Source organism: Vibrio qingdaonensis (assembly GCF_026191675.1).
In the GTDB taxonomy this organism is placed as follows: domain Bacteria; phylum Pseudomonadota; class Gammaproteobacteria; order Enterobacterales; family Vibrionaceae; genus Vibrio; species Vibrio qingdaonensis.
Map to the genome: position 1 here is coordinate 69,629 of NZ_JAKRRY010000010.1, position 12,000 is coordinate 81,628.

The 12,000-nt window shown below is 46.1% G+C and carries 14 protein-coding genes; 6 read left to right on the top strand and 8 right to left on the bottom strand.

What is annotated here, in order from left to right; all coding sequences use genetic code 11:
* The first annotated feature begins 156 nt into the window (after nucleotides 1–156).
* From MD535_RS09690 to mutM, 3 genes are read left to right on the top strand one after another with little or no spacing between them, the layout of a single operon-like run.
* Entirely contained in the window at nucleotides 157–675 is a 519-nt protein-coding gene (locus MD535_RS09690) for an FxsA family protein (protein WP_265674673.1), read from the top strand.
* A 6-nt stretch (nucleotides 676–681) separates the two neighbouring features.
* Nucleotides 682–1,230 (top strand): hypothetical protein, encoded by a 549-nt coding sequence (locus tag MD535_RS09695; RefSeq protein WP_265674674.1) that lies wholly within the window; start codon nucleotides 682–684, stop codon nucleotides 1,228–1,230.
* Nucleotides 1,231–1,276: 46 nt separating this feature from the next.
* On the top strand, nucleotides 1,277–2,089 hold the full coding sequence (mutM, locus tag MD535_RS09700; protein WP_265674675.1) for a bifunctional DNA-formamidopyrimidine glycosylase/DNA-(apurinic or apyrimidinic site) lyase: 813 nt from the start codon (nucleotides 1,277–1,279) through the stop codon (nucleotides 2,087–2,089).
* A 104-nt stretch (nucleotides 2,090–2,193) separates the two neighbouring features.
* Here the strand turns inward: mutM and lpxM are convergent, their stop codons facing one another.
* The 4 genes from lpxM to coaBC all read right to left on the bottom strand — a co-directional run bounded on the left by lpxM (nucleotide 2,194) and on the right by coaBC (nucleotide 6,158).
* On the bottom strand, nucleotides 2,194–3,144 hold the full coding sequence (lpxM, locus tag MD535_RS09705; protein ID WP_265674677.1) for a lauroyl-Kdo(2)-lipid IV(A) myristoyltransferase: 951 nt from the start codon (nucleotides 3,142–3,144) through the stop codon (nucleotides 2,194–2,196).
* Between the two features lie 7 nt (nucleotides 3,145–3,151).
* On the bottom strand, nucleotides 3,152–4,093 hold the full coding sequence (gene lpxL / locus MD535_RS09710) for an LpxL/LpxP family Kdo(2)-lipid IV(A) lauroyl/palmitoleoyl acyltransferase (protein WP_265674679.1): 942 nt from the start codon (nucleotides 4,091–4,093) through the stop codon (nucleotides 3,152–3,154).
* A 5-nt stretch (nucleotides 4,094–4,098) separates the two neighbouring features.
* On the bottom strand, nucleotides 4,099–4,689 hold the full coding sequence (slmA, locus tag MD535_RS09715; RefSeq protein WP_250618704.1) for a nucleoid occlusion factor SlmA: 591 nt from the start codon (nucleotides 4,687–4,689) through the stop codon (nucleotides 4,099–4,101).
* 257 nt (nucleotides 4,690–4,946) lie between these two features.
* Entirely contained in the window at nucleotides 4,947–6,158 is a 1,212-nt protein-coding gene (coaBC, locus tag MD535_RS09720) for a bifunctional phosphopantothenoylcysteine decarboxylase/phosphopantothenate--cysteine ligase CoaBC (RefSeq protein WP_265674682.1), read from the bottom strand.
* 213 nt (nucleotides 6,159–6,371) lie between these two features.
* On the opposite strand from coaBC, the gene radC reads away from it, so the two are divergent.
* The 3 genes from radC (at nucleotide 6,372) to rpmG (ending at nucleotide 7,761) form a co-directional block, all read left to right on the top strand.
* Nucleotides 6,372–7,046, top strand: a complete 675-nt coding sequence (radC, locus tag MD535_RS09725) for a RadC family protein (RefSeq protein WP_265674684.1) — start codon at nucleotides 6,372–6,374, stop codon at nucleotides 7,044–7,046.
* Nucleotides 7,047–7,342: 296 nt separating this feature from the next.
* Nucleotides 7,343–7,579, top strand: coding sequence for a 50S ribosomal protein L28 (gene rpmB, locus MD535_RS09730; protein WP_076589033.1), 237 nt, complete (start codon nucleotides 7,343–7,345; stop codon nucleotides 7,577–7,579).
* Nucleotides 7,580–7,593: 14 nt separating this feature from the next.
* Nucleotides 7,594–7,761: a 50S ribosomal protein L33 gene (rpmG, locus tag MD535_RS09735; RefSeq protein WP_002535344.1), complete on the top strand. Its 168-nt coding sequence runs from the start codon at nucleotides 7,594–7,596 to the stop codon at nucleotides 7,759–7,761.
* A gap of 114 nt (nucleotides 7,762–7,875) precedes the next feature.
* On the opposite strand, the gene MD535_RS09740 is transcribed toward rpmG, so the two are convergent.
* The 4 genes from MD535_RS09740 to MD535_RS09755 form a co-directional block, all read right to left on the bottom strand.
* The gene (locus MD535_RS09740; RefSeq protein ID WP_265674856.1) at nucleotides 7,876–8,352 is read right to left on the bottom strand and encodes a tRNA (cytidine(34)-2'-O)-methyltransferase; all 477 of its coding nucleotides are present in this window, start codon (nucleotides 8,350–8,352) and stop codon (nucleotides 7,876–7,878) included.
* A gap of 185 nt (nucleotides 8,353–8,537) precedes the next feature.
* Nucleotides 8,538–9,662: a M14 family metallopeptidase gene (locus tag MD535_RS09745; RefSeq protein ID WP_265674857.1), complete on the bottom strand. Its 1,125-nt coding sequence runs from the start codon at nucleotides 9,660–9,662 to the stop codon at nucleotides 8,538–8,540.
* An 89-nt stretch (nucleotides 9,663–9,751) separates the two neighbouring features.
* A complete protein-coding gene (gene cpxA, locus MD535_RS09750; RefSeq protein ID WP_265674858.1) occupies nucleotides 9,752–11,140 on the bottom strand; it encodes an envelope stress sensor histidine kinase CpxA in 1,389 nt (462 codons plus the stop codon).
* 2 nt (nucleotides 11,141–11,142) lie between these two features.
* Nucleotides 11,143–11,826, bottom strand: coding sequence for a response regulator (locus MD535_RS09755; protein WP_265674859.1), 684 nt, complete (start codon nucleotides 11,824–11,826; stop codon nucleotides 11,143–11,145).
* Nucleotides 11,827–12,000: the final 174 nt, after the last annotated feature.

The following is a 12,000-nucleotide window of genomic DNA, read 5'->3' on the forward strand; positions in this document are numbered from 1 at the left end:
TGATGTGGGATGAGATGCGCATCAAATAATTATTTACCTACGCTTGGGTACATACCTTGTAAAACTATTTCTTTGGCAATACTAAGCAATGTGAGCGAATTATTTGTGGTTTGCTTCAATGTGGGCGTAAACTGACAGCAAACCAAGGAGGACACAGTGTTTCCGATATTATTATTACTCTTTATTTGTGTGCCAATTATTGAAATTGGCTTGTTTATTCAAGTGGGTGGCTTCTTAGGGCTATGGCCGACCATTGGCTTAGTTTTAATCACGGCTTTTGTTGGGGCGACATTAGTTCGTAGCCAAGGGCTACAAACGTTGATGTCGGTACAAACGCGCCTTCAGAAAGGTGAGATGCCAGCCCAGCAAATCGTGGAAGGCGTTATGCTTGCTGTGTCTGGTGTGCTGTTACTGACGCCAGGCTTCATGACGGATGCGATGGGAATGTTGGTGTTATTACCCGCCCCTCGTGCGGCCATTGCAAAATACTTGATGAGCAAAGTAGTGGTTAACACCATGCAAGGCGGTTTCCATCAAGGTCACGGTTCCCAAGGTGGCTTTCAGTCCCACGATCCGTTTCAGCGCGGTCCATTTGATGGTCAAGGGCAAGATAGCAATACGTTTGAAGGTGAATTCGAACGCAAAGATGACAACGATAGAAACAAGTTGAACTGACCGCTTATGTTAACTCGCTTTAAGCTGACTCGGCGACGTTGGAACAACGTTTTAATGATCGCCATTATTCTCTTTATGGGAGTGATGGCGGCACCAACGCTTATTAAGCAGTACCTTATCTCGCCGCAACCCCAGGCGTCCTCTCAAGAGCCGTCCTCTCAAGGGCAATGGTTGCCAGGGATGATTTTAAATCCTAACGATCGCGTCATCGAAATAAACGCGGCGGGGCTACAGCTCTATTTAGAGGGTGGGTCATCCTCGCTGGAGCAAGCTCAGTGGCTTGCTATCCCTGAGCGCTTTAATGACCAGGCGAATCAGTTGGTACTTAACTGGCAAGGGATCCGTGGCACGGTTGTTGATGAGCCTACTTTACAGCGCCTGAAACCTGCCCTTGAAAACCCAGTCACCATTGAAGTGTGGTATCAAGAAGCAGAGGAACCACAACGAGTTACGGCTTATCGACTGGATCAGTTTTGGTTAATGACTACGTATCAGCAAGAATGGGTCGCGGTAAGCTTTGATGAAGGTGATCTTCTACCACTTTACGCGAAGTAATAGCATGCGACGTAATAGCGAACAACAGAAATAAATAGAGGAATTTATGCCTGAGTTGCCAGAAGTAGAGGTTTCCCGCCTTGGTATTAGTCCGCATCTACTGAATCAAACTATTCAAGAAATCGTTGTTCGCAAGCGTCAGTTGCGCTGGATGATCCCGGAGGATATTCACCAGTTACATGGTGAAGCGATTTTAAATATTCGCCGTCGAGCCAAGTATTTGTTGATTGATACCGCGAAAGGTAGCGCCATTATTCATTTGGGGATGTCGGGGAGCTTACGAGTACTCGCTCATCCCCCATCTCCAGAAAAACATGATCACGTCGATTTAGTATTAAGCAATGGTAAAGTCATGCGTTATAACGATCCTCGTCGTTTTGGCGCATGGTTATGGTGCGCGCCTGGCGAGTCTCATGAGCTTTTGGACAATTGCGGACCAGAGCCACTAACCGATGATTTTTCTGCGCAGTGGATGATGGAGCGGGCTAAAAATAAGCGTGTGGCTGTGAAGACGTTTATCATGACCAATGCCAATGTGGTCGGTGTTGGTAATATTTATGCCAGTGAATCTTTGTTTAGCGCGGGTATCCATCCATTAACGGCGACTCATCGCTTGAAAATGTCCGATTGGCAACGACTTGTCAAAGAGATAAAAGCGATATTAGCCCAAGCCATTGCACAAGGTGGTACCACTCTAAAAGATTTCTCCCAAACAGACGGTAAGCCTGGGTACTTTGCTCAAGAGTTACTGGTTTATGGTCGTGCTGGTGAGCCTTGCAAGCGGTGTGGCGAGGAGATTAAAGAGCAAAAGATAGGTCAGAGAAACACCTTCTATTGTGAGCTCTGTCAGCCAGAGTGATGATGTGTGATATAGGGTGCCGAGAGGACTTGAACGCATGAGTATTTGATAAGACGAGACAAATAAAAAAGGGCTTACCGTTGATGACGGCAAGCCCTTTTTTGTTATTGGTAGATCCTAGAACCGTCTCTTTGGGTTTCCAGGAGATACAAATTCCACATGTATTGCTCTGGCCTTTCTTTAAGTAGATCTTCGATCGCCTTATTCATGGCGCGAGCATCTGATTCTTCATCACCTGTAGGGAAGCCTTCAATCGCCGGAAGGATGTGAACTTCATACTGGCTGGTTTTGTCGTTATAGGCGGGTAATACTGGCACTACTTTCGCTCGCGATAGCCGAGACATTTTACCAAAGCCTTTTAGCGTCGCTTTCTCTGTTGCAAAGAAAGGAACAAAAACCGAGTTTTGAGGACCATGGTCTTCGTCAGGCAGCCAATAGCCAATGTAGCCATCCTTGATAGAACGCACGAACGGTTTAACGCCAGCACTACGCGCAAAGATTCTTCCGCCATACTGCATGCGCTGTACGTGCATGAGCCAGTCGCCAATAGGGTTATTTTGTGGCTTCATAATGGTGGTGACTTTATGCCCTTGAGCAGCCAGCATGACAGCAGGGTAATCAACGGCCCACGCGTGTGGTGCCAATATGATGACGTTTTCTCCGGCATCAAGAAGGGGCAGTAAATTTTCTTCGCCGATCATCACACCACGACTTTGATTATGCTTAGTCGAACGCACCAAGAACTCAGAGTAACCCAATAAGTATTGCGCAGCCTTGGCAAAGGTTTCATCCACAATCGCTTGGATTTCTTGCTGCGACTTTTCTGGAAAGCACTTCTCTAGGTTAATACGGGCACGGCGTATGACTCGACCGTTCTTTTTAACAATGAATGTGGATAAGTAGCGAGCGAAGCGGTCGCGAGGTTTAGCCGGAATAAACGCCAGCAACGCCGCGAGCAGGACCCCTAACCATGTTCCCCAATGTTTAGGGTGTAGGAAAGACCATTGAAAACGCGGGTCATAGAGGTGCTTCTCAGTATTATTTTGGTTGCTCATAGCACCCCTATAGATAGCGAGAGTTAGTGAGTGAATGATCGGGAAGAGACTTAAAGCGTTTGTGCATCCATAACCATTGTTCTGGCGCTCGCAAGATAATCTCTTCAACATAGTGGTTCATGTAGGCTGCTGCGGCGACATCGTCTTTTCGGGGGTATTGATCTTCGATAGATTGACCTGCAATGATTTCATACTTGCCATCGGAATTTCGAAAGCCAGAGCCCGGAACAATGGCGCAGCGACTGGTGTGAGCCAATATGCTGGTACCTGTTGTTGTACAAGTTTCTTGCACCGCGAAAAAAGGCACAAATACCGATTTATTGTGACCATAATCTTGGTCTGGAAGATAAAAGAGACGATGACCTTGGCGCATAACCTTGATCATTTTCTTCAAATCGGTGCGGTAAATCAGTTGATTGCCGTTTCGTGTTCGTCCGCGATACTGAATGAATTCATAGGCAGGGTTGCTGTGTGGGCGATAAGCGCCATAGCCAGGTAACCCTAAAACGGCAAAAGCGCGGGCGGTAATTTCTAAATTAAGGGCGTGCACACAGCACAGCAGCACCCCTTTATTATTCGCTTCATGTTGTTTAAGAGCCGTGATGTCCTTGACGACGAGTAAGCGCTGAAAACGCCAAGTCGGCCAAAACCAAGTGATCCCCGTTTCAATTAACGCCATACCGGAGTTTTTGAAATTCTCTTCAATAAACTCATCCATCTCTTGCTGTGTTTTATCTGGAAAGGCTAACTCGAGGTTACGACGCGCAATATCGGCGCGCTTGCCGCCAAATCTCATACCAAATTTACCGATACCACGACCTAACCTAAAGAGTAAGGAGTAGGGCAGTACATTGACGATGAGGGCGAGTAAACCAAATCCGAACCAGACACCCCAGTGTTTTGGGTGCAATAAGGATAGAGTGAAATCGGGTTTCTTATCTATTTTCATAAGGGTTACTGTAATTGCAATTTTAGGAGTGCCCAATATTCATCAAAGGTTGCTGTTGGTGAATACTTAAAATCAGAGCGAACGAATCGGTTCAGGCTGCCTTCAACTTGACCAAGTAATTGCGCGGCGAGAATCTTATCATCAACAGGAAAGCTTTTTCCTTCGCGAATTTTGCGCTCACGCAAGATTTGACGTAAAGATGTCTCAATTCTTTCGTAGAGCTGATTGATACGATCGCGTAATCGTTCATTCTCAAACATCAGGGCATGACCGGAAAGTATACGGCTGAGTCCTGGGTTACGCTCGGAAAAAACCAAAATGAGCTGTAAAACGAGTTGAATACGGGTAAGGGTATCTTTTTCTTCGTCTAGGATGCGGTTAATGCGAGACATGAGCGATTCTTCAATGAACTCAATTAATCCCTCAAACATACGAGCCTTGCTTGGGAAATGACGATAGAGCGCCGCTTCAGACACACCTACTTGCTTAGCAAGTTTAGCGGTAGTGATGCGAGAGGTGCCTTCGTTTGACTCTAGCATTTGAGCTAGAGCTTGCAGGATTTCCTCTTTTCTATTCGACTTTCTCGTAACGGACATAAATCCTATTCCTTTTTGATTACAGCTTTGCCAATTGATCACAAAAAACCTTAAGTAGACGAAATAGTGTACCTAAGGTCATTTTATCCACGTAGGTTTAGATGCTAAATGATTGAGCTAGGTAACAATCTCTGTTCAATTCTCAAGCGTTATCTGATTGCAGAAATCACGCGCGCATCTGGCATAAACCGACGGGGTCAGCATGGGTTTTCGATTCAATGTGTCTTGCTAAGCTAACTATTCTAAATCGTGTATTGCTAATTCGTGCTCGACATTTGATCGGCAATCGTCAGTACAATGCTATGGCTGAGCGCGAGCTTGGTTGCGCAGCCTAGCGTGTGTTGACCACCATTCCAGTACACGGTAATCGTATTTGTGTCGCTATTAAAGCCTTGTCCTTCCACAGATACATCATTTGCACAAATCATATCCAGATTCTTACGTTTGAGCTTATCTAACGCGTACGCTTCGACATCTTGAGTTTCTGCGGCAAACCCAACGGTGAATGGTCGAGAGACTGATAACGCGGCAACGGCGGCGATGATATCAGGGTTTTTCACCATCGTAATTTGCATATCATTATTATCGGCAGTCTTCTTGATTTTCTGAGCGGCAATATCAACAGGTCGGTAGTCAGCAACGGCAGCGCATCCGATAAAGATATCGTGGCTGGTGGCTTGTGCCATGGCGGCTTGGTGCATGTCTTCAGCACTGACCACATTTATACGCTTAACACCATGTGGCGTTGTTATTGATACGGGGCCGGCAATAAGGGTGACGTCTGCGCCGAGCTGCTGGGCGGCTGAGGCTAATGCGAATCCCATTTTTCCAGAGCTATGGTTGGAAATATAGCGAACGGGGTCAATCGCTTCGCGGGTTGGACCTGCCGTTATTACAACAGATTTACCCGCTAAAGGTTTAGGGCTAAAAAATTGCTCGCATTGCTCGACGAGCTGCATTGGTTCTAGCATGCGACCTGGACCCACATCGCCACAGGCTTGTTCACCCGCAGCAGGACCCCAAATCATCATATTGCGACGAGCAAGTGTCGCGATGTTTTCTTGGGTCGCGACATTAAGATACATCTGTTGATTCATGGCTGGAGAGACGGCAATCGGAGCGTCAGTCGCCAAGACTAAAGTCGTCAGTAAATCATTCCCCATGCCAGCAGACATTCTGGCGATCAGATCAGCCGTCGCAGGGGCTAATAAAACCAAGTCAGCCCACTTTGCGAGTTCAATATGTCCCATTGATGCTTCGGCGGCTGGATCCAGCAAACTATAAGAGACAGGGCGACCAGAGACAGCTTGCATGGTGAGCGGAGTAATAAATTCTTTGGCTGCGTTTGTCATGACTACCTGAACTTGAGCACCTCGCTCAATGAGTCGACGAGTCAGCTCGGCACATTTATAAGCAGCGATACCGCCACTGATCCCAAGTAGTATTTTTTTTCCCGCCAACGTTTGCATAACTAGCTCCTTAAATTTAGCTGCGGCTAAGATAGCAAATGCGTCCGAATCTCGCTACTTTCAAGCATTTCTCACTCCTTGTTCAATATAAAGAAACATCATTATTACATCGAAATCGCGCTTATCTCGCGTCTGGGTCCTACCGGACTATCTTTCTAACGATGATTAGGAAATAACCGACATCTTCATTTATAGAATAAACAGGTGTCAGTTATGGGGCTCAAATCGTTGCCGCCGGAGTCACTTCCAAGAGAAAAGCTGCTTAAGCAGGGCAGTTCAGCGTTAACCGATGCTGAACTGCTTGCTATCTTTTTGCGAACCGGCATTAAGGGCACCAATGTGATTCAGTTATCTGACTCACTCATTAAGCGCTTTGGTTCATTGCGGGCGCTCTTTTCATCGTCTGCGGAAGACTTTTGTCAGCATAAAGGGTTGGGCGTTGCCAAGTATGTTCAATTGCAAGCGGTATTGGAAATGAGCAAGCGGTATCTGTCAGAGCAGATAGAGCGCGGCGATGCGTTGCAAAGTGCTGAACATACCAAGCATTATTTGACGTCCATGCTTCGAGATCGCCAGCGGGAAGCCTTCTACGTGCTGTTTTTGGATAATCAGCATCGCGTCATTGCTGATGAAGTGATGTTTGAGGGGACCATTAATGCCGCGTCAGTGTATCCGAGGGAGGTGGTTAAACGTGCACTTGCCCATAATGCTGCTGCGGTGATACTTGCCCATAACCATCCTTCTGGCATTGCTGAGCCTAGTCAAGCCGATCGGCGAATCACAAGAAGATTATCTGATGCATTGGGTTTAGTGGATATTAGAGTGTTAGACCATTTTGTGGTGGGAGAGGGGGAAGTGGTATCATTTGCGGAAAGAGGCTGGATTTGACCAGATTGGCGATGAAATTAACTTTTTATTGTAATATCTGTGAGACGGGTCTTTTGTTTTGATATTTTTCTGCTATTATTCGCGCACTAAAAGTATCATCTAACGCCAGCTCGCAGCAAAAAGATCAACAAATCCTAAAAAAGGATCTGTTCGGGTCTTGAGCAATGCATTGCAAGTTAGTATAATGCGCGACCTTTGATAGCCTTGTATGGGTATTCCATAATGGTAAGGCCTCTTGTATTTGAGGTTCGGCCACCAAGGTTGATATCGAGCTGAAACGATTTGGAGAGACATTCATGTCCCGAGTATGCCAAGTAACTGGTAAGCGTCCTGTAACGGGTAACAACCGTTCACACGCACGAAATGCTACTAAGCGTCGTTTTCTGCCGAACCTACAAACTCATCGTTTCTGGGTAGAAAGCGAAAAACGCTTTGTTAAACTACGTCTAACCGCTAAAGGTATGCGTATCATTGATAAGAAAGGCATCGATGCTGTTCTTGTTGACGTACGTGCCCGTGGCGAGAACGTTTAAGAGGAATTACGCAAATGGCTAAAGGCATTCGTGAGAAAATTCGTCTAGTATCTTCTGCAGGTACTGGTCACTTCTACACTACTGACAAAAACAAGCGTAACATGCCAGGTAAATTTGAGATCAAGAAATTTGATCCAGTTGTTCGCCAGCACGTTATGTACAAAGAAGCTAAAATCAAGTAATTGATTGGTTTCAATTTGTCATGTAATGAAAACCCAGCTTTTAGCTGGGTTTTTTATTGTCTGTAAGAAAGGCAACACCAGCGTGGTGCGTAGTCGTTACCTTTGTGTCAGCAATTAGCTTGCACCTTGAAAATCAAACTGACGCCATGCTTCGTAAGCGATAATCGCTACCGCATTGGATAAGTTTAGGCTTCGTGCATCAGGCATCATTGGGATGCGAATGCGCTGTTCCATAGGTAGGCTATCGATAAGATCTGCGGGCAACCCGCGAGTTTCTGGACCAAATAACAGCACGTCCCCTTTTTTAAAGTTAGCATCGGTATGATGTCCCGTCGTTTTTGTCGTACAGGCAAATATACGATGCTCAGGATTATGCTCATCTAAGTAAGCAATAAACGCGGCATAGTCTTTGTGTCGTTTTACGCGGGCTAAGTCATGGTAGTCCAAGCCTGCACGTCTTACTTTCTTCTCTTCAAGATCGAAGCCTAACGGTTCGATGAGATGTAAATTGGCTCCACAGTTGGCGCTCAGGCGGATTATATTACCAGTATTAGGGGCGATTTCTGGCTCGTAGAGTGCGATATCAAACATAACGTGACTGCTCACAATTTCTAAATATGGCGAGAGTATACCTTATGTGGTTGGCAATGTGTTCAAGGGCGGTGTATGAGAGTTCGCTGAATAAACAAAGTCGCTAAGGAGTGCTGAAAGCCCTATGCCAGTGGAGATGCACTGAGCATAGGGACATAGGGAGTTATTCGACTGAATTTAGCTCGTTAGATGCTGTCGCTCACTGCAAGGGTTGCAGCAAGCATATCGTGGCCAAAGATAACGCTGCGCTCTGGTGACCAGCCATAAAGAGGGTCAGGATAGCTATTGTTGTCCTTAAATGGCATTTCAATCGTGTACGATAAGCAGTGGAATTGCTCGGCTACCCAATTAGAGCCGACAGTCAGGTTCGCTTTGCCTGGTTCGTCTTTGTCGTAACCGATGTCATCTTGGAATTCCGGTGTTATCGTTAATAATGCTTGTTTGAAAGTGGCCTCTAGTTTGGCAAACGCGGCGTCGTAGCTAGGGATACCTTCAGAACCGGCAGCAAAATTATAAGGGATGGCTTCGTCACCATGGATATCGAGGAACATATCTACGCCAGTTTCTAGCATACGTTCACGAACCAAGAAGACTTCTGGACTCTGCTCCATTGAAGGGGTTTGCCACTCACGGTTGAGGTTAACCCCTGCTGCGTTAGTCCTTAGGTGTCCACGAATACTGCCATCTGGGTTCATATTCGGGACGACATACAGAACGGCTTTTTCTAGTAACGCTCGGCTCACAGTATCACTGTCATCAAGTAAGCGCTGGATCATACCTTCAATGAACCATTCCGCCATGCTTTCCCCAGGATGCTGACGGGCAATGACCCAGATTTTCTTTTTGCCTTCTTCTGGTTCACCAAAGGTCAGCAGGCTCATGTCGTTATTGTCTAACGTATGACCAAGCGTTTCTAGCGAGCAGTGGTGCGCACTTTGCGCCATATGCAGTAGATCTTGATGGCGGTCATAGGTGTATGGAGCAAAATAAGCAAAATAAATAGAGCCATGCTCAGGAATGACGTTGAATGAGAGCGTGTCGCCATCAAAGTCGGCGGGAATACGAAACCACTCTTCGCGATCATAAGACGCCACCACATCATAGCCTTTCCAGCCTTCAGGGTAGGCAGACTTAGCCAGATCAATCAGCTTAACGGTATGCGACTGCTCTGGTGTCGTTTCAAGGCGGAAGTGAAACCATTGATAGAATTCAGATTGGTTGTCATTGTTGATGCGCAGTTGAATGTCATCTTTGTGGTCAGCATTGACAACACATATGTTGCCACTATCGAAGTTACTAAAAATTTTCATTGGTTCTGATACCTTTTAGGCTAATCACTATCGGCGAGGCTATCACAAAGATAGCAGAATCTATATCGCTTGATGCCGCTATTTTTGTTTTAGGCCAGAGGCAGTTCTACACGCATTTTAAGCCCACCTAATGCGCTGCGAGAAGCCTCGATTTGACCGCTGTGTTGCAGTATGGCGCTTTGTGTAATGGCTAACCCAAGTCCCGTTCCCCCAGAGTCGCGGTCGCGCGCGGTAGAGACTCGATAGAAAGGTCGAAAAATATCGTTCAATTCATCTTCTGGAACGCCAGGTCCGTCATCTTCAACGGTGATCAGCAGACTCTCGGTATGTTGCTGAATATCGACATTAATCACGGTGTCGCCATAGCGAATCGCATTACGAATAATATTCTCAATGGCGCTCATCAGCAGTTTAGGGTTTCCGCATACGTAGGCTTCTGGAATAGCAGAAAACGTCAGGGCTTTATTCATTTGTTCAGCCTCAAACTGCGCATCATCTAATATGGCTTCCCATAGGCTACTTGCGGGTTGATTTTCCCGAACAATATGGCTGTCGGTATTCATTCTAGAAAGCTCGAGCAACTCGCAAATCATTTGTTCTAGACGTTGTGCTTCAGTATCTATTCTCGAAAGCTCCGAGCTTTCTCCCTGTTTACGAGTAGCCAAGGCTGTTGCCATGCGTAGGCGAGTTAAGGGAGAGCGTAATTCATGAGAGATATCAGACAATAACCGTTGCTGGCCTGAAATCATCTGGTTTACGGCTGCCACCATTTGGTTAAAGCTGGTCCCGGCTTGTTTAAATTCAGAAGTGCCTTTTTCTAAGCTAGGATCTGGCTTGAACTCCCCTTTCGCCACCCGTTTGGCCGCGCGCTCTAAGCGTCTGGCTGGTTGTGTCAGTGCCCATGCCAGCCACAGTAATAATGGTGTACTCACCGCCATAACAACGAGCAGCAGTTGGAATGGCTTATCAAACATTCGTAGTAGGAAGGGTGGTGGCTGGTTCCACTTTAAGCCAATGAATAATTGCAACTTTTGTTCGGCAAGAGTGACAGGCACTGGGCCGGCAAGCATATATTTACCATAGAGCTTTTGCATTGGCTTTTGTGGTGATTCTACCGAAGTGATGAAATTCTTCAGCGCTTTTATTTTAAAGTCTTCATGACGTTGAGTGCTTAAAATATTACCGTCCATATCTGCGAGAAATAGCCGAGGGCCATTAGTATTTCGGTGGCTGTTGGTTCGCGTGGGCGGTTTATCAAAGCGATAGATGATTTTGCCTAGGTTGTTTTGGCCATCGAAGCGGTTTTCGAGGTTATCACGTAATTTGTATAGCCGTTCTAGATGTTCCCCTTGAACTTCTCGAGCGACTCGAGGATCAAGGTGAGGTAATGAGAGAACGGCGATAAGTACCAACAACATGGTAAACCAGAAAATGGCAAAAATACGGCCATATAAACTGGTAAAATTAGGCAGCTTCATCGTTACTCCTTAACAAACAGGTAGCCTCGGCCACGCAGTGTTTTAATTCTAGGCTTACCATCTTGTTTTTCTGGTAATTTCTTTCTTAAGTTGGAGACGTGCATATCAACCGCACGGTCAAAAGCGGACAATCGTTTTCCTAAGACATCTAGACTGAGTGCCTCTTTTGTCAGGGTTTCACCGGGCTTTAAAACGAAGTAATGCAGCAGTGCAAATTCGGTACTAGTGAGCTCTATTGCTTGGCCTTGGCATGTGGCTTCTTGCTTGCCGGGGAAGACCTCAATGTCGTCGAAGCGCACGCAATCACGGCTCGGTTCTGCTTGGATGGATTGTGTTCGGCGCAAAATAGCCTTAATGCGTGCTAAAAGCTCTCGATCGCTAAAAGGTTTAGGAAGGTAATCATCGGCACCAAGTTCCAGACCAATCACCCGATCTATCTCTTCGCCTTTCGCTGTTAGCATTAGCACCGGTGTCTGCCATTGTTCTCGTAGTTTTTTCAACGTGTCCATACCATTGAGGCGCGGCATCATGACGTCCATTAATACAAGATCGATGTCGTGGTTCATCGCTTCCAATCCGGCTAAGCCGTCATTGGCCTCACTAACCTGAAACCCTTCAAAGCTTAATATGTCTTTTAACAGGCTTGTGAGTTCGGTGTCATCATCAATAATCAGAATATTCATCATGGGGCATCTCTTAAAAACTAACTGCGTGGTAATAATAATGCGTTAATTATTGTAAATATCTATCTTTACGATTCTTTACGCTCTACGTGCGTTGCTTTACGTACTAAGTTCTATTCTATACTCAAGCGCTGCAAAGCAAACGGATGCAAACGCAGCTATCTTCAAAAAACAAAG

Excerpts from the sequence above, each read along its gene's own strand:
- MD535_RS09695 (WP_265674674.1), top strand. The coding sequence starts at position 682 with ATGTTAACTCGCTTTAAGCTGACTCGGCGACGTTGGAACAACGTTTTA.
- lpxM (WP_265674677.1), bottom strand. The coding sequence starts at position 3,144 with ATGAGCAACCAAAATAATACTGAGAAGCACCTCTATGACCCGCGTTTT.
- MD535_RS09745 (WP_265674857.1), bottom strand. The coding sequence starts at position 9,662 with ATGAAAATTTTTAGTAACTTCGATAGTGGCAACATATGTGTTGTCAAT.
- mutM (WP_265674675.1), top strand. The coding sequence starts at position 1,277 with ATGCCTGAGTTGCCAGAAGTAGAGGTTTCCCGCCTTGGTATTAGTCCG.
- slmA (WP_250618704.1), bottom strand. The coding sequence starts at position 4,689 with ATGTCCGTTACGAGAAAGTCGAATAGAAAAGAGGAAATCCTGCAAGCT.
- cpxA (WP_265674858.1), bottom strand. The coding sequence starts at position 11,140 with ATGAAGCTGCCTAATTTTACCAGTTTATATGGCCGTATTTTTGCCATT.
- rpmB (WP_076589033.1), top strand. The coding sequence starts at position 7,343 with ATGTCCCGAGTATGCCAAGTAACTGGTAAGCGTCCTGTAACGGGTAAC.
- rpmG (WP_002535344.1), top strand. The coding sequence starts at position 7,594 with ATGGCTAAAGGCATTCGTGAGAAAATTCGTCTAGTATCTTCTGCAGGT.
- radC (WP_265674684.1), top strand. The coding sequence starts at position 6,372 with ATGGGGCTCAAATCGTTGCCGCCGGAGTCACTTCCAAGAGAAAAGCTG.
- MD535_RS09740 (WP_265674856.1), bottom strand. The coding sequence starts at position 8,352 with ATGTTTGATATCGCACTCTACGAGCCAGAAATCGCCCCTAATACTGGT.
- lpxL (WP_265674679.1), bottom strand. The coding sequence starts at position 4,093 with ATGAAAATAGATAAGAAACCCGATTTCACTCTATCCTTATTGCACCCA.
- coaBC (WP_265674682.1), bottom strand. The coding sequence starts at position 6,158 with ATGCAAACGTTGGCGGGAAAAAAAATACTACTTGGGATCAGTGGCGGT.
- MD535_RS09755 (WP_265674859.1), bottom strand. The coding sequence starts at position 11,826 with ATGATGAATATTCTGATTATTGATGATGACACCGAACTCACAAGCCTG.